General features: G+C 70.3%; 12 protein-coding genes. 9 read left to right on the forward strand and 3 right to left on the reverse strand.

The genetic code is table 11. The features are described 5' to 3' along the window. Positions 1 to 4 precede the first annotated feature (4 nt). Positions 5 to 4741: a pentapeptide repeat-containing protein gene (locus ACSHV8_RS49675; protein ID WP_436527467.1), complete on the reverse strand. Its 4737-nt coding sequence runs from the start codon at positions 4739 to 4741 to the stop codon at positions 5 to 7. A gap of 556 nt (positions 4742 to 5297) precedes the next feature. On the opposite strand from ACSHV8_RS49675, the gene ACSHV8_RS49680 reads away from it, so the two are divergent. From ACSHV8_RS49680 to menC, 6 genes are all read left to right on the forward strand, one after another. Then, the gene (locus ACSHV8_RS49680) at positions 5298 to 7142 is read left to right on the forward strand and encodes an SCO2524 family protein (RefSeq protein WP_436527468.1); all 1845 of its coding nucleotides are present in this window, start codon (positions 5298 to 5300) and stop codon (positions 7140 to 7142) included. 1 nt (position 7143) lies between these two features. Then, complete coding sequence (locus tag ACSHV8_RS49685) at positions 7144 to 8076, forward strand: SCO2523 family variant P-loop protein (RefSeq protein WP_436527469.1); 933 nt, start codon at positions 7144 to 7146, stop codon at positions 8074 to 8076. Beyond that, a complete protein-coding gene (locus ACSHV8_RS49690; RefSeq protein WP_436527470.1) occupies positions 8073 to 9107 on the forward strand; it encodes an SCO2522 family protein in 1035 nt (344 codons plus the stop codon). The genes ACSHV8_RS49685 and ACSHV8_RS49690 overlap by 4 nt, the downstream gene beginning before the upstream one ends. After that, positions 9091 to 10047 carry an SCO2521 family protein gene (locus tag ACSHV8_RS49695; protein ID WP_436527471.1) on the forward strand — a complete coding sequence of 319 codons (957 nt, stop codon included), beginning with the start codon at positions 9091 to 9093 and terminating at the stop codon, positions 10045 to 10047. Before ACSHV8_RS49690 ends, ACSHV8_RS49695 begins: the two co-directional genes overlap by 17 nt. Before the next feature lie 330 nt (positions 10048 to 10377). After that, positions 10378 to 11184 carry a GNAT family N-acetyltransferase gene (locus ACSHV8_RS49700; protein ID WP_436527472.1) on the forward strand — a complete coding sequence of 269 codons (807 nt, stop codon included), beginning with the start codon at positions 10378 to 10380 and terminating at the stop codon, positions 11182 to 11184. Then, complete coding sequence (menC, locus tag ACSHV8_RS49705; protein WP_436527473.1) at positions 11181 to 12326, forward strand: o-succinylbenzoate synthase; 1146 nt, start codon at positions 11181 to 11183, stop codon at positions 12324 to 12326. The genes ACSHV8_RS49700 and menC overlap by 4 nt, the downstream gene beginning before the upstream one ends. Before the next feature lie 104 nt (positions 12327 to 12430). Here the strand turns inward: menC and ACSHV8_RS49710 are convergent, their stop codons facing one another. After that, positions 12431 to 13093 (reverse strand): hypothetical protein, encoded by a 663-nt coding sequence (locus ACSHV8_RS49710; RefSeq protein ID WP_436527474.1) that lies wholly within the window; start codon positions 13091 to 13093, stop codon positions 12431 to 12433. A 208-nt stretch (positions 13094 to 13301) separates the two neighbouring features. Here ACSHV8_RS49710 and ACSHV8_RS49715 point away from each other — a divergent pair, with 208 nt between their 5' ends. The 3 genes from ACSHV8_RS49715 to ACSHV8_RS49725 all read left to right on the forward strand — a co-directional run bounded on the left by ACSHV8_RS49715 (position 13302) and on the right by ACSHV8_RS49725 (position 17802). Then, complete coding sequence (locus ACSHV8_RS49715) at positions 13302 to 14489, forward strand: HupE/UreJ family protein (protein ID WP_436527475.1); 1188 nt, start codon at positions 13302 to 13304, stop codon at positions 14487 to 14489. A 139-nt stretch (positions 14490 to 14628) separates the two neighbouring features. Continuing rightward, on the forward strand, positions 14629 to 16590 hold the full coding sequence (locus ACSHV8_RS49720) for a fibronectin type III domain-containing protein (protein WP_436527476.1): 1962 nt from the start codon (positions 14629 to 14631) through the stop codon (positions 16588 to 16590). A gap of 78 nt (positions 16591 to 16668) precedes the next feature. Further along, on the forward strand, positions 16669 to 17802 hold the full coding sequence (locus ACSHV8_RS49725) for a WxL protein peptidoglycan domain-containing protein (protein WP_436527477.1): 1134 nt from the start codon (positions 16669 to 16671) through the stop codon (positions 17800 to 17802). Positions 17803 to 17927: 125 nt separating this feature from the next. Here ACSHV8_RS49725 and ACSHV8_RS49730 read toward each other — a convergent pair whose 3' ends face one another. Beyond that, on the reverse strand, positions 17928 to 18869 hold the full coding sequence (locus tag ACSHV8_RS49730) for an ABC transporter permease subunit (protein ID WP_436527478.1): 942 nt from the start codon (positions 18867 to 18869) through the stop codon (positions 17928 to 17930). Between the last annotated feature and the right edge of the window lie 6 nt (positions 18870 to 18875).

Below are 18875 nucleotides of genomic sequence, written 5' to 3' on the forward strand. Positions count from 1 at the left end.
GGCGTCACCAGAGGCGTTCGCCGGGCCGGGCCGGTTTCAGGGCCGCGACGTACGGGTCCAGGTCGCCCGGATCGAAGCGGCACATCCCGAGCGCGTACCAGTACTCGTCGCCCGGCCGCCCGTTGAGCACGTACCGCTGGTCGTGGAAGAGCACCACCGACCCGACGTCGCCGAGCGGCACCAGCACCGCGTGCGGTACGGCCCGGCTGGTGTCCCAGATCCGGACGGCGTGATCGCCGCCCACCGCGGCCAGCCGCCGCCCGTCCGGGGTGTAGCTCAGCGCCCGGATCCAGCCGGACTGCCCGGTCAGCGTGTTGGTCGGCCGCCCGGCCGCGTTGTCCCAGATCCGGACCGTGCCGTCGGTGCCGCCGCTGGCCAGGTGGCCGCCGCCCGGCGAGTACCCGATCGCCGTGACCGCCCCGGTGTGCCCGGTCAGCACGATCGGCGGGTCGCCGACGGAGCTGCGCAACCGGATCACCCCGTCCTCGTCGGCGCTGGCCATCTGCCGGCCGTCGGGGGAGAAGGCGATCGCCCGTACGGTGCCGGTGTGCCCGGCCAGGCTCTCCCACTCTCCGGTGGGCAGGTGCCAGATCCGGAGTGCCCCGTTGGTGCCGCCGCCGGCCACCGACTGCCCGTCGGGCGTGAACGCGACGGTCCGGAACGCGACCGCGGTGGCGGTGCTGCGCTGGCCGGCCAGGGGGCGCGGTTCCTCGGTGCCGGCGACGTCCCACAGGCGTACGGTCCCGTCGGCCCCGGCGCTGACCAGGTACCGCCCGGCCGGGTCGAAGGCGATCGCGTGCACCAGGCCCCGATGCCCGGTCATCCGGGTGCCGGGCGTGCCGGCCCGGGTGTTCCAGATCCGGATGCCGCCGTCGGCGGTGGCGGTGGCCAGGCGCTCGCCGTGTGCGGCGACGGCGGTGACGGCCGGTTGGGGCGGGACGTTCGGTTCGGTCACGGTCGGCTTGCTGAGCACGCGCGGTTCGGCCCCGGCCTCCGGGCTCCACAGGCGGACGGCGCCGTCGCCCGAGCCGACGGCCAGCCACGGGTCGTCGTCGCGGGCGTCGTCGGTTCGTTCGTCGCCGGGCCCGATCGCGAAGCAGAGCGCCTGCGAGTTGCCGCCGGCGGGACGCAGTGTCCGTTCCGGGCGGCGGTCGGCGGTGTCCCAGATCCGGACCGTACGGTCGTCGCCCGCGCTGGCCAGATGCTCCCCGTCCGGGTAGTAGGCGAGGGTGTGCACCCGCCCGTCGTGCCCGGTCAGCGGCCGCAGCGAGGTGCCGGCCAGGCTGTCCCAGACCCGGATCACGCCCTCGTCCCCGGCGCTGGCCACCCGGCGCCCGTCCGGGTGGAAGGCGATCGCCCGGATGCACTGGGTGTGCCCGGTCAGCCGGTGCTCGACCGTCTCGCCGGCGACGTCCCAGATCAGCACCCGGCGGTCGTCACTGGCGCTGGCGATCCGATTGCCGTCCTGCGCGTACGCCACCGCGTGCACCGTGCCGGTGTGCCCGGTCAGCGTGTGCAGGGCCTGGCCGGTCCCGGTGTCCCAGACGGTGACCGCCTCGTCGTCGCCCGCGCTGGCCAGATGCCCGCCGCGGGGCTGGTAGGCGAGCGCGTGGATCCGCCCGCCCCCGGTGTGCAGGGTGCGTACGACCAGGCCGCTGTCGGTGTCCCAGATCCGGATGTCCTCGTCGTCGCCGGCGCTGGCCAGGTGCTTGCCGTCCGGGCTGAACGCGAGCGCGCGGATCCGCAGCATGTGCCCGACCAGGGTGTGCACGGTCCGCCCGCCGGTGGTGTCCCAGATCCGGACCGACTCGTCGTCGCCGGCGCTGGCCAGGTACCGGCCGTCGGCGCTGAACGCGATCGCCCACAGCGCGCCGGTGTGCCCCGGCAGCATGCGCAGCGGCCGGCCGTTGATGGCGTCCCAGATCCGGATCACGCCGTCGGCGCCGGCCCCGGCGAGCAGCCGCACGCCGGAGACGACGGCGACCGCCCGGATCACCGAGGTGGACGCGATCTGCGGTTCCGGCGGGCCGGCCCCGGGCAGCGCCGCGCCCAGCGTGTCGGCCTCGCGCAGCGCCCCGTCGGCGATGCCGGTGGTGGCCACCAGGGCGGCCCGCCGCAGCCGGACGCCGTTCAGCGCCGCCCCGGTCAGGTCGGTCCCGAGCAGCCGGGCCCCGCTGAGGTCGGCGCCGGTGAGGTCGGTCCCGCGCAGGGTGGCCCGGTCCAGGCGGGCGCCGGTGAGGGTGGCACCGATCGCCTTGGCGTCGGTCAGGTCGGCCCCGACCAGGCTGGCGTCGGTCAGGTCGGCCTCGCTCAGGTCGGCCCCGATCAGGAAGCGGGCCGAGAGGTCGTAGCCGCGCAGGTCCAGCCCGGCCATGTTGAGCGGGGTGGCCGAGCTGTCCACGCCGAGGTGCCGCAGGACCTTGACGGCGTTGCTGCCGACCACCCGGGAGGTGGGCCGCCCGGCCAGGATCTCCTCGGCCCAGTCGCGCATGACGTCGTTGCCGGCCAGCCCGCACAGGAACTCGATCATCAGCGGCTGCCACTTGTGGCCGATCATGCCGGCCGTGATGTTGCCGGGCAGCTGCGCGGCGAGGTGGTTGGCGATCAGCCACTCGCGGACCGAGTCGTGCACGAACGTGAACCGTTCGTCCCCGGAGCGGACCAGCAGCGTGCTCGACCCCAGGACGTGGGCGCTCTCCTGCGGTTCGAGCGCGGTGGTGTCGCCGGCGCCGGTCGTGGTCAGCTGGGACAGGGCCCGCGCGGCCTCGCCGAGGTCCTCCAGGCTCAGGCTGTCGTTCGGCTGGTCCCACAGCCGCAGCGCGAGGTGGGTCACGGCGACCAGCAGGTCGGCCCGGTCGGGGGCGCCCGGGCCGAGCCGTTCCAGCCGGCGGGCCTCGTAGTCGAGCCACCGGTCCAGCACCCGCCGGTAGAGCCGGGCCGCGGTGATCGGGTCGCCGCCGGTCGCGTCCACGCCGAGCGGCTCCTCGACCAGCTCGGTGATGAAGCCCAGCATCCGCGGGTTGCGGGACAGCGGGAGCAGCTCCTTGACCTCGCTGAGCAGCTCGAACCGGGCGCGGGCACCCTCGGCGTCGTTGAGCTTGTTGGTGAGGAACGCGACGATCTGCTCGTCGTCGAAGTTGGCCAGCCGCACCACCCGCCGGTCGGTGCCGAGCTGGGTGCCGAGCGCCGTGAGCACGTCGGTGTCGGTCAGGAAGTGCTGGTCGCGACTGGTGACGACGACCTTGGCCCGGTCCTCGGCGGCCTGCACGATGGTGTCCAGGTGGTTGGTCGCGCGGTCGTAGCTGACCCGGGTGGCCAGCTCGTCGAAGCCGTCGAAGAGCAGCGTGACCCGGCCCTCGCGGCACAGGTAGCGGATCACGTCCAGGTCGAACTTGCGCTGGCGCTGCCGGTAGAGCTGCACCGCGATCAGCTCGTCCAGGCTGTACGCCTTCTCGAACTCGCGCAGGTCGATCAGGACCGGCACGGTCCGGGCGCCCTCCCGGGTCATCCGCCGGGCCAGTTCCCGGAGCAGGAACGTCTTGCCGTGCCCGAAGGTGCCGAGCACCACCACGAGCCGCCCGGCCGGCTTGCCGACCCACAGGCGCAGCCAGGCCAGCAGGTCGGTGGCGGGCAACTCCTCGGAGGCCACGGCCGACGGGGTCACGAACTCGGTGTAGCGCTGCGGGACGTACAGGTCGGACCGGTAGACCGGGTCGGCCTCCAGCGCGGCCGCCTGGTTACGGGCGAACGAGGCCAGGTCCGGGCCGATCTGGAAGTCGGCGAAGGTGACCAGGAAGACGCCCCGGCTCTCGGCCCAGTCACGCAGTTCCCGGCCGGCCGGTTCGCCGTCGTGCACCAGCTCGGCCGTGCGGTCCGAACCGCTGGTGCGGAACTGGGCCAGCACGTCGACGAACCAGTCCACGTCGGCCCGCGTGGGCTCGGCCGCGCAGATCCCGACCGGGTACTGCTCGACCGGCCCGTGGTCGCCGCGGGACCGGGCCGGCGAGACCCGCAGGTAGGCGACCCGCTCCGAGTTCTCCGGCCCGTTCGAGACCACCTCGGCGCCCTTGTTGCGCAGCCGGCACACGTCGGTGACCCGGGCGGTCAGGCGGCTCAGGGCCGGTGGTGGCTCCGGCCGGCGCGGGCGGGGCACCGAGCGCCGCGGGAGGGGATGCGGCAGCGGGATCGGTTCGGCTCCGGAATTCAGCCGTACGCGGTCGGCCCGCGCCTCGATCATCTGCCAGGCGCGCCGGCTCCCGAGCACCGGCGTGCCCTCGTCCACCAGCCGGGTGACCGCCGGCTCGCCCGGCTGCCCGTGCAGCAGCAGATCCAGGTGCGGGGCGAGCACGTCGGCGAACCGCTCGGCGTCGGTGATCGCCTCGACGCCCTCGGGCCGGTGGTGCATCACCCCGATGCGGAGCCAGTCCCGGCGCGGCGGGGCGCTGAGCCGGTCGGCGAACCAGTCGATCTGCGGGTCGCCGAGCGCGCCCGCCCGGTCCTGTTCCTGATGGGTGAGGGCCATCGTGGAGTTGAGCCCGGCGACCACCACCCGCAGGTCCGGGTATTCGGTCAGGGACCACGGCTGGTCCTTGGGGAGTTCGGCCCCTTGGAATCGGCGCAGCATCGTGGAGAACGGCTGCCACTTCTCCCAGAAGGGTGGCACCGGATCGGTCTCGTCGGCCCGGCACTGAAGGAAGTAGGCCTCGCACTTGCCGCGGTTGACGTCGAGACTGCCGGGCACCAGAATAATTCGCTGATTTTCGATGCGAAGATTTTCCCGAAGTGCGCTGAGGAACTGGTGAGACCGCTCGTATTCGGCCGAGGTCGCCCGTTCCGCGAGATTCCCGCTGATCATTATCAGATCGGGTCCGGTCGCACCGCCGGACGCTTTGAGATCATTTACAAGATTGCCCGCGAGCTCGTGCGGAGATAGCGTTCCCGCAGCTGGGGACCGCATCAGGGCCGGAAGGTCCCGGCAGTGCAGGATCATGATCGGCGACGAGGCGTTAACCGGTGATCTCCCCACCTGCGGGAGCCCTCTCCGGATGCGCGAGGTTCTCCGGAGCGATCTCAGACGACCATGCGAGTCACGAGACTATCAACAATGATGATCGAAAACAGCAGCCTTCCCTTAAGAGGGTTAAGTCGGTTATTGTCCATAATGTTCGGGGTCCCCGCTGGACATGTGACGAGATATGCTACGCCGCAGAAGATCGGTTATTTCCTGAGTGTGCCGGGCGGTGGCGGCCTCACCGTGTCGACATTGACCAGGATGAATGAACGGTGGTAGCCGACCGATGAGACTTCAGCCGCGCCAGGAATTGCTGTCGGTGTGGAAAGCGATCTCCAAGTGGTGTGGCCCGGTCCAGTCCTTCAACTGGGCGGACCGTGGCGGCAGCAACTCGATCAGCGACGCCGAACTGCTGCTCTGCCTGTTGCTCCCGCCGCAGAAGTTGCCGGCCATCCGCTTCGACCGGCCGGACGAGACCAAGACCGACGTCTGCCTGGCGCTCGCGGCCTTCGGTGGCCCGGTCGAGATCCCGCAGCGCATCGTCGGCCTCATCGGGCAGTACCTGACGCGGTACAGCGACCCGAAGACCCAGCTCCCGATCTTCGCCGGCGGCAACTACCTGACCACCGCGCCCGACGACGACACCGAGCCCACCCCGGAGCAGTTCGAGCTGGAGGTGGTGGACGCTTTCTCCACCTCGATCGTGTTCTGCACCGCGGTCATCCGGTTCCTGCGCAGCTACCGCCCCCAGGTGCAGCGCAAGGTGCACCTGGAGGAGATCGCCCGGGTCGAGGAGGACACGCAGCGGCGGCTCACCGCCGCGATGGCCGGCCTGCAGCGCAGCTTCACCATCAGCATCTTCGAGCCGGACGACCTGGAGCACCGGGTGCTGCGCGAGACGGTCTACCCCGGGTCGAACTTCTCGGGCGACCTGGTCGCGCGGATCCGCAGCTCGCTGCGCGACGTGATGGCCGGCCTCCGCGAGCTCGGCATCGCCGGTGAGCAGGTCGAAGACCTGCTGCAGAACCGGGAGAAGCTCTTCGAGTGCGGCTGGTCCTGGGGCGTGGTCCAGGGGTCGGACGAGGTCAAGACCGCCTCGGCGGTGTACGGGCAGCCCGGTTACGCCGAGTCCTTCCCCTACCTCTACTTCACCGTGGTGGCGGTCGACGGTATTCGTGACCTGTTCTCCCAGGAGACCCGCCTGATGGGTCTGCTCAACGAGGACCAGCAGCAACTGGCCCGGGTCCTGAATCTCCAGTGGGACCTGGCCCAGCGCTACTGGTCGACGATCGCGACCATGGGCGACCAGAGATGGCCGGTCGAGGAGTTGCCCTGGCGGACCACCGACGACCAGGAGAGTGACTACTACAGTCTGCTGGTCGTCTCGCTGGTCCGGCACTCGCTGGCCGACCGGGGTGCCCCCGACGCCGACCTGGCCCGGGTCACCCGGGTCCTGGAGGACCTGGCCGACCGGGGTCGCATCCGGCGCCGCCCGCTCTCCAACGACCCGGCGCTCACGCTGCACCAGCCCGGCCGGTGGGTCAACCTGGTCGGCGCCGACCAGATCAGCCCGGGCGCGCCGAGGATCGGCTGGCGTCTCGGCGAGCTGTCCAGCTTGCTGCTCGGCCGTTCGCTCGCGCTGGCCGCGCAGGTCAACGACCACCGCGAGCGGGCCCGGCTGCTGCGTCTGTCCGACGAGACGTGGCGGCACCTGGAGCGCCGCCGGCTGCGTGACGGCAAGGGCGCCGGCCTGTGGGACGACCCGGCCAACGTCTATCCGACCCTGCCCCACCGGGACCGGCCCAGTTGGTACCACACGACTCGCGTGGTCCAGTGCATGGGCACCGCGGCCGACCTCATCCAGGGGGAGCCGCCGCCCGGCTCGATGCTCTCGGACATGGCTTCGGAGCTGCTGATCGAGGCCGAGGACGTCTTCGACGAGGAGCAGCTGCGCGGCTCCGGCGAGGGCGGCCCGGCCCTGCGGGACAGCCTCAACCGGCAGTCGATCGGCCTCCGGCGAGCCCGCCAGATGATGCCGACCCGGCCCGGCACCGCCGCCTCGATCCTCCTGGAGGTGCTGCGAGATCTCGACAAACTCGCGGCGGCCCGGGAATTCGAGGCTGGAGACTAGGGTGCTGGTCTTCGCGGCCTCCGACAAGGGAGGCACCGGAAGGTCGGTCACGAGCTGCAACGTCGTCTATCGCAGCGCCCTCACCGGGGCCGACGTCTGCTACCTCGATTTCGACTTCGGATCCCCGACCGCGGGCTCGATCTTTCAGATCGCCGATGCGACACGCGGCGTCCGGCAGGGCGGCGGGCTGCACACCTACCTGCTGGAGCCGGACGTGGTCGCCACCGGCGAGCCGCAGCGGATCGACGTCTGGAGCCGCTCGGCCCGGGCCAGCCTGCGGCAGCGCCCACCCGGCTCGGGCAAGCTGATGCTCTTCCCCGGCGATCAGGACGGCGGCGAGTTCGGGCCGGACAAGGAGGCGTTGCGCCGCTGCGTGCAGCTGCTCCAGGCGCTGGACGAAGAGTTCGACATGTGCCTGATCGACCTGAGTGCCGGTCGGTCCTACGCGACGCAACTGGTCCTGGAGGCGACCTCGGATCCGGCCCTGCGCGGGGTGGCCGCCCGCTGGCTGATCTTCCACCGGTGGACCCGGCAGCACATCCCGGCCGCGGCCGGCCTGGTGTTCGGCCGGGACGGCATCCTCGACGTCGGCGAGCGCGCCGGGCACGACCGGGAAAAGCTTCAAGCGGCAATCAAATTCGTGCGTACGGCCGTGGTCGACCCCGATTCGATCGAGCTCAGCGGCCTGCGGCCGGCGCAGGTGGCGTGGCTGCGCGACTGTGACGAGGACCTGCGCCGGCTGGCCGCCGTGCACCAGGTCGGCCGCAGCGCGATGCTCGGTTCGGTGCCGCTCGACCCGGTGTTGCAGTGGCGGGAACAGCTCATCTCGGACAACGACGTGGTGGCCCGGGACATCGCCAACAACTCGACGGTCGAGGCCTTCGACGAGCTGGCCCGCAAGATCGCCACGGACGAGGAGTGGAGCGGCGCATGAAGGCGCAGGCCGATTTCCACGAGTCGACCGCGGATGCGCGGAACGCGTCGATCCCGCTCGCCCACCTCTCGGTCGAGCTCGGTCACTTCTACGCGCCCGACCTGCGGCAGAACGAGGACTTCTTCATCGACCACTTCCGGCAGATCGGCATCTGGTACAGCGCCGCCCGGACGGCCCTGGAGACGTCCGGCCTCAAGGTGACCCCGCGGATCAGCACGTGCGTCCTGATCGACGACTACTTCGGCAAGCTCGACCCGCCGAAGGCCCTGGTCGACAAGCTGATCGACGCCGCCCGCAAGGCCGATCTGGAGATCGACTATCTGGTACGCGAGTCCGGCTGCGCGCACACCGTGCCGGTCGACGCCGATCAGGCCGAGACGTCCGAGAGCGGCCCGCCCGGGTTGTCCCTGGCCGAGCTGGTCGAGGCCCGGCTGGTCGAGGACCCGCCGCCGGAGACCACCGGCGCCCGGCCGCCGGTGCGCCAGACCGGCTGGCTCTGCAACGGGCAGCGGTCGCCGGCCACCGAGACCCACGAGGCGATGAAGCGGCCGACGCAGTGGCGTCCGCCGGCCGAGAACGCGGCGGTCAACCACTCGATCTTCGCCGACATCGAACTGTGGAGCGACGATCCGAAGAAGGGCCGGGTCTGGTCCTGCGCCATGCTCGCGGCGGTGTGGCAGCTCCTGCGGCTGGGCGTGCTGCGGGACAACGGTCGCTGGGTCGCGAAGCCGCAACCGCCGCCGGCCGAGCTGCCGGACAGCTGGCGGGCGCTGCCCATGGTCCTGCAGCTGAACAAGCGCGCGGCGCCGTTCAACGCGTACCGGGCGATGACCATCTGCGCCCCGCTGTTCCTGCCGATCGAGGGCGCCGTCCGCACGATCTTGCAGCAGGTGGCCGTGGACCCGGCGGTTCTCGCCGAGGTCGACGCGCGGGCCGACGGGGAACGGATCAAGCTGCCGCCCGAGGTGGTCGACCGGATCCAGTACCTGTTCGTGGACACCGGACCGGTGCGCGGTGCTGGTCCTGGGTGAGGTGCAGACCGCCGCGCTGCGCCACTCCGGCGGCATGCCCTCGAAACTCGCCGAGACCGCCCTGGCGCTGCTGGCCGGCGAACGGGTCCGGGTCTTCGAGCGGCCGATCAGCCACGCGGTCAGCCCGAAGACGTACACCGGGGTGGACTGCCGGATCGTGGCCCGCTCCGGCCCCAAGGTGCGGGGCGTCGGCACGCTGATGGGCCGCGCCTGCCTGACCGGCGGCCGGGTCCTGCAGGGTTCCACGGTCGCCCGGATCGACCCGGTCGGCGGCGGCCACCGGCGCCCGTGGTCGCACTACCTGGCCCGGCTCGGAGTGGTCGAGGCGCTGGGCAGGGCCGATCTGCCCGGCATCCTGGCCGCGCACCTGGGCGCCGACCGGACCACCTCCACGATGGGCATGGGCGCGTTCTGCGTTCGGCTCCTCACCGAGGTGCAGGGTTCGCCGGCGCTGGACCAGCGGCCGCCGCTGCGCACCCAGCGGACGGTGATGCGCTGGGCCGCCACGGTCGACGGGAACGTCGACCCGGGCGCGGTCCGGGTCAACCTCTACGTCCGGGAGGACGGGCTGCGCACCCTCCGCGTCGCCTACGGCACCGAGCCCTCCGACATCGACTCCGTCGTGGAGCTCTGTGAGGACCTGGCGTTGCACGACTGGCTCCTCACCGCGCTGCTGCTGGTCATCGAGCAGAGCCAGATCGGGGTGGAGCAGCCCGCGCAGAGTGTTCTGCGGCTCCGGCCGGCCGTCGATCATCTGCTGCACCTGTGGATGCCCGCGGCCCGGCTCGGCGAGACGGCCCACGAGGTCTGGGCCGAACTGGAGGCCCGGGCCGGACTGTCCAAACAATGGGAAGCCTCGGTCCAGCGTGTTCGTGATCAGATGGCGATGGCGGCCGCCCTGGTCAATCGACCACCCGAGAAAGCACAGCTTTTCCGGTGACGAAAAATTCTTTGTGTAGCGCTTTCGGGTGATTACGAGATCCATAGTGGTTAGGCTTCCGGGGAGACGATCTGATCCTCTTCTTCGGGGCCTCTTGCTGCGGTTTCACGCGTCGAGCGTGTCAATTTCGCAAGTTACGGCGCTCGACACCGGGGCGCGGTAGGGTTATTAGTTACAGCCTCAATCGGTGGTAGGGTCCGCTTCGGTTTCGCGCAGAACGCTTGCCGGGCAGCGACTCCGGAGCCCGGATTCCGACTGACACGAAAACCTCTCGTGTTCAGCCTGACGGACGGGTAGGTAGCGGTAGCGGTGGTCAGAACCGGAGGCGCCGTGGTCGAGCGGCAAACCACGAACGGCATCGACGCCGATGTGGTCATGCTGCACACCGCGGAGCATCTGAACGCCGCCGCCGAGCTTCTGTGGAACGTGTGGGGCGCCCGTGACGGGAGCGAACGCAACGAGGTGATCAGCGGAGTCCTGCTGCGCACCCTCAGCCACGGGCGTAACTACGTGGCCGGAGTCTTCGATTCCCAGGGCGAGATCATCGGCTGCACGGTCGGGATATTCGCCTCCAGCTCGGACGACGGCCCGCCGGATTACCTGCAGTCCTATATCGCCGGTGTGGACGCTACGAAGAGTAATCACGGTGTCGGCTACGCGATGAAGCGGCACCAGCGTCTGTGGGCACTGGCCCGGGGTTTGCCAACTATCGTGTGGACTTTCGATCCGTTGGTGTCCCGCAACGCGTACTTCAATCTGTGCAAGCTCGGCGCCACGGTGACCTCCTACGAACCGGACTTCTACGGCCGGATGGACGATGGTGCCAACACCGACCAGATCACCGACCGTCTGCTGGTCACGTGGGATCTCCACGACCCGTGGGTGGAGCGGGCCATGAGTGGAGACGGCATCGGGGCGAGGCGGCACGCCGTGGCGACGCCCGGCGCGGAGCTGATCTCCGTACCGAAGGACATCACCATGCTGCGTGAGAAGGACCCGGAGGCCGCGCAGCAGGAGCGGCTGACCGTGCGTAAGCAGTTCCAGTCGCTGTTGACGCAGGGCTACCGGGTCGCCGGCATGAGCGAGTCCCGGGAGTACGTTCTGGTGCCCGGTGACGCCTCGGAGTCCGCGGCATGAGGCTCACCGAGGTCGAGCTCCGCCGGGTGCGCCTGCCGCTGGTCACGCCGTTCCGCACCTCGCGCTACACCGAGGACTGGAAGCACGCCCTGCTGGTCCGGCTCCGCACCGAGGAGGGCGTGGTCGGCTGGGGCGAGTGCGTGGCCATGGAGGTCGACGTCTACTCGCCCGAGACCATCGACGACGCGGTGAAGATGCTGCGCGGGACGCTCATCCCGATGGTCCTGGAGATGGAGTCGGTCACCGCGGAGGGCGCCAAGGAGGCGTTCACCCGGGCCGAGGGCCACCCGATGGCCAAGGCGGCGCTGGAGATGGCGCTGCTGGACGCCCAGTTGAGGTTGGACCACCGCTCCCTGGCCGAGTATCTCGGCGCCAAGCGCACCCGGGTCGAGGCGGGCGTCTCGGTCGGCATCATGCCGGAGAAGGACCTGATCGACACCGTCCGGCGCTACCTGGTCGAGGAGCGTTACCGGCGGATCAAGCTGAAGATCGAGCCTGGCTGGGACGTGGAGCCGGTGCGCCTGGTCCGGGACACGTTCGGTTCGAGGGTGCCGCTGCAGGTCGACGGCAACGGGGCGTACAAGCTGGACGACGCCCAGCATCTCGCCGAGCTCGACCGGTACGACCTGCTGATGATCGAGCAGCCGCTCGCCGCCGACGATCTCGACGGGCACGCCAAGCTGGCCCGCGAGCTCACGACGCCGATCTGCCTGGACGAGCCGATCACCTGCACGGCCGACGCGATCGAGGCCATCGACCGGGGCGCCGCCGCGATCATCAACATCAAGCCCGGCCGGGTCGGCGGTTACCTGGAGGCCCGGGAGATCCACCGGGTCTGCGCCGAGCGCGACGTGCCGGTCTGGGTCGGCGGCATGGTGGAGACCGGCCTGGGCCGATGGGCCAACGTCGCTCTGGCCGCGTTGCCGCACTTCACGCTGGTCGGCGACCTGTCGGCATCCGAGCGGTTCTTCACGCGGGACATCACGCCGCCGGTCGTGGTCGACCGGGACGGCTACATCCAGGTACCCGACAAGCCGGGCATCGGTGTCGAACCGGACCCGGCCGCGCTCGACGAGGCGACCGAGGACGTCGACCAGATCGACGTCCCGGCGCGGGTGCTGGCCACCGGCCACTCCCGCTGACCAGGGCTTTTTAAAGATCAAAATCCCGATTGGGTACGGGCGGAGCCGCGCGACCCCGATCGCTCAGGGCGGGGTGGGCGAGTCCGGGTCGATGGGGATGTGCATCAGCTCAACCAGACGATCACGCCGGTGACCCGGTGGAGCACGGCGGCGACGCCCGCCCGGACAGCGTTGCCGCAGCGCTCGGCGGTGAACGAGGCCGGATCGTAGGTCGACGCCGAGCCGAGCCCCTCGCCCCGGAACGACGCGCCGGCCCAGTCGGTGGCGGTGACGTTGCCGGTCGGCTCGGCCAGCTCGGCGCCGACGACCAGGAACTGCTGGTCGAGGTGGCTGGCGGTGACGATCGCGAGCGGGTCGACCAGGGAGTCGCCGGCACTGACGATCAGGTCGGGCTTGAGCTGGATCGCCGCGCTGATACTGGCCACCGGGTCGTGAGCGCTGGCCACCACCGTACGCAAATCGGCTTTTTCGGTTTTGGCCCAATCGTTCACGGCGGTGACCAGGGCCTTGGTCGGCGCGTCGTCACCGATCGTGAGCAGCACCACGCGATAGCCCTCGGGTGGGTGCACGCCGGACCAGGAACCGGGCGCGGGCGTGATCGTGCTCTCCGGCGCCGGACTCGCCGACGGGGCCAGGAAACCCGGACCCAGAGAACCGACCGGGGTGGGCGCGGCGTGCGGCTCGGACCAGTCGTCGCCGGAGCCGCACCCGGTGATCAACATGGCGGCCGCGGCGAGCGTGGCGACGGCCCGGAACGGGTGGCGCAAGGGGGTCTACCTCGTGGTGGGGGTGGCGGCCGGCGCCGTGGGCGACGCGTCCGCGCGCCCGGCCGCCGGCCCGATCGCCCCCTTCCTACACCGGATCCGGCCGGTTTCAAGACCGGGGGACCACCTTGTCGCCAGCGGTTCGCCTAGCGTCTTGATCTTGTTCACCGGGGGCGTGCACGGTGCTCAGGCCATATCTGAAGGAGCCACCGTGTTGCGCCGTGCCATCGCCGCCGCCGTCCTGGGGGCCGCCGCCACGGCGGCCGTCCTGCTGAGTGCCGGACCGGCACTCGCCCACGGCTTCAGCTCGACCGTCTACGTCGACGTCACCGCCGGAGACCCCGGTCACGTCCGGACGACCGTCGAGCTGGAGTACGACCTGTTCATCGTCTCGGCGGCCGACTACGAGAAGGACGACCCGCTGTTCCGGGCCGGCACCGACGCGTTCGACGCCGAGGACGACACCGCCATGGGGGCGGCGCTGACCTCGCACAAGGACTCCGCGGTCAGGTACCTGACCGGGCGGTTCGGCGTGCGATCGGCGGGCCAGGACTGCACCGCCACGCCGGTCGGGGACTTCGTCATGGAGGTGCGCGAATCCGTTCCGTACGCGAAATTGGTCCTTGACTGGAATTGCCCGAAGACCTCGGATGCGCATGAGGTGCGCAGCGCGCTGTTTCCGGACAGCGAAACCTACGTCAAGGGCGTCAAGACCATCGTCACCTACAAACTGGACGGCCGCACCGGAAGCGCCGCGCTCGACGCGAACCAGCCGACCTTCTCCACCGGGCAGTCGTGGCAGCAGCGGTTCGGCGAGTTCTTCCTGCTCGGCGCCGAACACCTGCTCACCGGCATCGATCACATCCTGTTCCTGGTGGCGCTGATCGCCGGCTCGCGCCGGCTGCGCGAGATCGTGCTGGCCGCCACCGCGTTCACCGCGGCCCACTCGGTGACCTTCATGCTCGCCGCGCTGGGCCTGGTCAGCGTGCCGGCCGCCGTGGTCGAACCGATCATCGCGCTCTCCATCGCGGTGGTCGCGGCCTGGCATCTGTGGCGGCTGCGGACCCACGTGCCCGACCTGCCGCCCGGCCGTGGCCTGGACCGGGCCGGCTGGACCCGGCTCGGCGTGGTGTTCCTTTTCGGTCTGGTGCACGGGCTCGGGTTCGCCGGGGCACTCGGCATCGACGAAGCCTTCTCCTGGACGCTGCTGTGGTCGCTGCTGGTGTTCAACGTGGGCATCGAGACCGTTCAACTCGGGATCATCGCCGTGGTCTTTCCGCTGCTCATCGTCCTGCGACGTAGGTCACCCCGGGCTGGACTGTGGACCACCGGGATCATTTCGGCGGGTGTGTCCGTGATGGGGATGATCTGGTTCGTGCAGCGGGTGCTGCAGGGCTGAGGTCTTCCGGTGGGTGCCACCGATCCTCTTGATCTTGTTAACGCTCGGTTCATCCGGCGGGACCAGCTTGATCACGCCTCCCAGAAGTTTCACAGCGGGAAGCCATCTCTCTCTCATCCGGAACAAGGAACGGACACCGATGAGAACCAACCACTCGAAGCAGGCCTCCGGGCTTGCTCGGAACCGTGTGGCCGCAGGGGCCACCGCGGTCTTCCTCGGCATGGCCGTTGCCCTCGGCAGCGGCCTCGTCACCCCTGCGGTCGCGGCCGACAGCTCGGTCTCCGCGATCATCCTCGGTGTGGGCGCCAACGAGGCGCAGCGCATCGTGACCTGGTACTCCAGCGTGGACACCGCGCAGCAGGTCCAGGTCGCCCCGACCGCCTCCCTGGTCAACGGCGAGTTCCCGGCGACCGCCGTGACCTTCGCCGCGACCGGCGCCGCGAACATCGCCACCAGCGGTGGGTACAACCGGCACGCGACCATCAGCGGTCTGCAGGAGAACACCGCGTACTCGTACCGGGTGGGCGCCGAGGGCGCCTGGTCGAACGCGTACCAGTTCAAGACGCAGGACTTCGAAGGCGACTACGACTTCCTGTTCTACGGCGACCCGCAGATCGGTGCCTCCGGCAACGTGGCGAAGGACCAGGCCGGCTGGGAGGACACGCTGGCCGTGTCGACCGCCGCCAACCCCAACGCCGAACTGCTGGTCTCCGGTGGCGACCAGGTCGAGACCGCGAACACCGAGTCGCAGTGGAACGCCTTCCTGGCCTCCGACAAGCTGCGCCAGTACCCGTGGGCCGCGACCATCGGTAACCACGACGTCGGTGGCAAGGCGTACGAGCAGCACCTGTACACGCCCAACACCGACCGGTCGACCGCCTACTACGCGGACAGCTCCGGCGCCACCACGTCGGGCGGCGACTACTGGTACATCTACAAGGACACGCTGTTCATCGACCTGAACAGCAACTCCTACGACAGCAACAAGGGTGGCGGCGACGCGGCCCACGTCGCCTACGTGACCGACGTGGTCAACAAGCACGGCGGCGACGCGAAGTGGACCGTGCTGGTCTACCACCACTCGATCTACTCGGCCGCGTCGCACGCCAAGGACGCGGACAACAAGGTGCGCCGGGTCGACTTCCCGACCGCCTTCTCCAAGCTCGGCGTCGACCTGGTTCTGCAGGGCCACGACCACGTGTACACCCGCAGCTACCTGATCAAGAACGGCCAGAAGGCGGACGCGGCTGAGCAGCCGGGTCAGTCCGAGGTCTTCGCCGGCCCCGGCGGTGTGCTGTACGTGACCGCGAACTCGGCCTCGGGTTCGAAGTACTACGACATCACCAACCCGGACAACACCGGCGTCGGCGGCGCGGGCAACGGCCCGGACCCGCTGAAGCCGGAGAACTACTGGTACAACTCCGTGCAGAACCAGGAGCACGTGCGGTCGTACATCAAGGTCGAGGTCCGCAACGACAAGCTGGTCGTGGCCGACGTCCGCAGCGGCACCTGCGCCGCCCCGAACGCGTCGGTCGAGCTCGGCACCTCGTGCTCGAACGGCTCGGACAAGGGTGTCGGCACCGTCGTCGACAAGGTCACGGTGCACCCGTACCACGGCGACAGCCAGGACATCCAGGTGAACGTCCCGACCCTCGCGCCGGGTGAGTTCGGCTGGACCATCGACGGCCAGAACGGCCTCGTCGACCTGGGCACCGCCACCGAGGACCAGGCCTACAACCTGTCCGCGACCGGCAAGATCAACCCGATCAAGGTGACGGACAGCCGTCGTACGCTCTCGCCGTGGTCGATCTCGGCCACCGTGGGCGACTTCAAGGACGCCGGCAAGACCATCGCCGCGTCGGCCCTGGGCTGGACCCCGTACCTGGTCGCCTCCGGCGCCGGTGCGAACCCCGGCCCGGCGGTCGCCAACGCCACCGAGCAGGGCAAGGGCCTGTCCGAGTCCAGCGTGCTGGGCTCGGCGGCGCAGGGCCACGGTCGTGGCTCGGCCACCCTCGGCGCCTCCCTGAACTTCAAGGTTCCGGACAGCGTCGACAAGGGCAGCTACCGCACCACCCTGACGATCACCGCGCTGAGCAGCTGATCGTTCGACCGGAAGTTGGAGCGGGCGCTGCTTTGCCAAGCGGTGCCCGCTCCGCCGTACCCCCTCAAGGATTTCGACATGCGTCTCAGTCTCGCCGGCCGGGCCCCCGCACTCCGGAAAGCCGCCACCGCGGTGATCGGCCTCCGCCCCGCCGCCGTGTCCACGGTGGTCGGGCTCAGCTTGGTGGCCGCCGTCGCGGTCGTCGGTTTCAGTGGCGCGCCCGCGCTGGCCGAGGGTGACGACGTCACCTGGGCGGTCCGGACCGCCTCCAACACCTACGGCAACGACCGGTCCAGCTACAGCTACTCGGTGAACCCCGGCGGGTCGGCCGAGGACGGGCTGGTCGTGTCCAACAAGGGGGCCACCCCGCTCAAGCTCGAGGTCTACGCCGCGGACGGCCTGACCACCTCGACCGGGCAACTCGACCTGCTCGCGCGGGACAAGAAGTCCAAGGGCGTCGGCGTCTGGGTCACCGCGGACACGCAGACCGTGACCGTGCCCGCCGGCAAGATCGTCGAAGTGCCGTTCAAGGTCACCGTGCCGGCGAACGCGACCCCCGGCGACTACGTCGGCGGCATCGTCACCTCGCTGACCGCACCCGACTCGAACGCCCAGGTCAACGTCGAGCGCCGCCTCGGCATCAAGATCAAGCTGCGGGTCGGCGGCGCGCTGGTACCGTCCCTCGCCGTCGAGGACCTGAAGGTCGACTGGTCCGGCGCGGCCTTCGCCCGCGGCGACGCTACGGTCACCTACACGATCCACAACACCGGCAACGCGGTCGAATCCGCGAAGCAGGCCGTGTCGCTCTCCGGCCCGTTCGGCTGGTTCCGCACCGACGCCGCCGCGATCGCCGCACCGCCGGAGCTGCTCCCGGGCGAGAGCTGGAAGGTATCGGTCCCCGTACACGGCGTGGCCCCGGCCGTCCTGCTCACCGCCACCGCCGAGCTGACCCCACTCGTCACCGACGACTCGGGCTCGACGACGGCCCTCGCATCGGTCACCGGAACTGCTCATGTCTGGGCCCTCCCCTGGACTCTGACCGTGCTGCTGATCGTCCTGATCGCCGCCCTGATCGCCCTGATCTGGCTGCGCCGCCGCACCCGCACCCGCCGCAAGGCCCGCGAGGAAGCCCGCATCGCGGAAGCCGTCGAATTGGCCCTCCGGGCAAAGGAGAACGCGGTAGACGTCACCGCGGTCCCCGAGGACGCCTAGAGAAAGCCCGCCCACTCGATCCCCGGTTCGCGCACTCGCGAGCCGGGCGTGCGAGCGCGGTCTCCGGCGCGCTCCGGCGGATGCCGGCGTCCTACTCCGGCGCGCCCCGGTGGGATGCCGGCGTCCTAGTCGGCGGAGGTGCGGATCCGCCACAGGCCCAGTGCCGTCAGGAGCAGGGCCAGCCCCAGATAGAGGGCGGACTCCAGCCACTGGAAGGTCCAATAGCGACTTGTCGGCTGGTAGTCGATGTCGACGTGCAGATTCAGCGCGCCCAGGCAGTCCGCGGCCTTGTCGAAGGAGCCCGCGACGCACCTGCCGTACGCGTCGGCCGGGACCGTTGCACCGTCGGCCGTGCGTAGCCGGCTGGTGCTGATCACCCAGGCGCCGGGCAGTTTCAGGCCGGAGATCTCCGGTTGCTGCCCGAGGAAGGTCAGGTTGCGCACCACCTCGGCGGTGACCGGTGCGGACATGTGCTCGGGGGTCATCAGGTGCGGGCGGATCAGGTTCGGCGTCAGCGCCTGAGTCACGACGAGGGCCAGCAGGGTGAGGGCCATGGCCGGGACCGTCCGCCGGATCAGCAGACCGACGACGATGCCCAGGACCAGGGCGAAGATTCCGTACGCGACGGGCGCCAGATTCCTCGTACCGAAGAAGATCGTGGAAAATCTGTCGCCGGTGAACCGATCGAGCGGACTGGCCGCCCAGGTCAGCAACGCGCTGGTGAGCGCGCCGGCGACAGCCGCGGCCAGGCCGGTGAGCAGTAGTTTGACGGTCAGCCAGCGCCGCCGGGTGACGCTTTGGTTCCAGACCAGCCGGTGTGTGCCGGCCTCCAACTCCCGGGCGACCAGCGGCGCACCCCAGAACAGCCCGATCAGCGCCGGCATCAGGAGCAGCACCGCGTCGAGCAGATAGACGCGACCCTGGAAGTGTTCCCGCAGCTCGGCGCCGGAATAGCCGCCGTCACGGATCTGCCGGCCGAGCACCACCAGACCGGCCGCCAGCAGGATAAGCGCGACCGCCGCGACGAGGGCCTGAACCCGGAACTGTCGCCAGCTCAGCCAGATCATCGAGTC

This window comes from Actinoplanes sp. HUAS TT8 (assembly GCF_051380535.1).
In the GTDB taxonomy this organism is placed as follows: domain Bacteria; phylum Actinomycetota; class Actinomycetes; order Mycobacteriales; family Micromonosporaceae; genus Actinoplanes.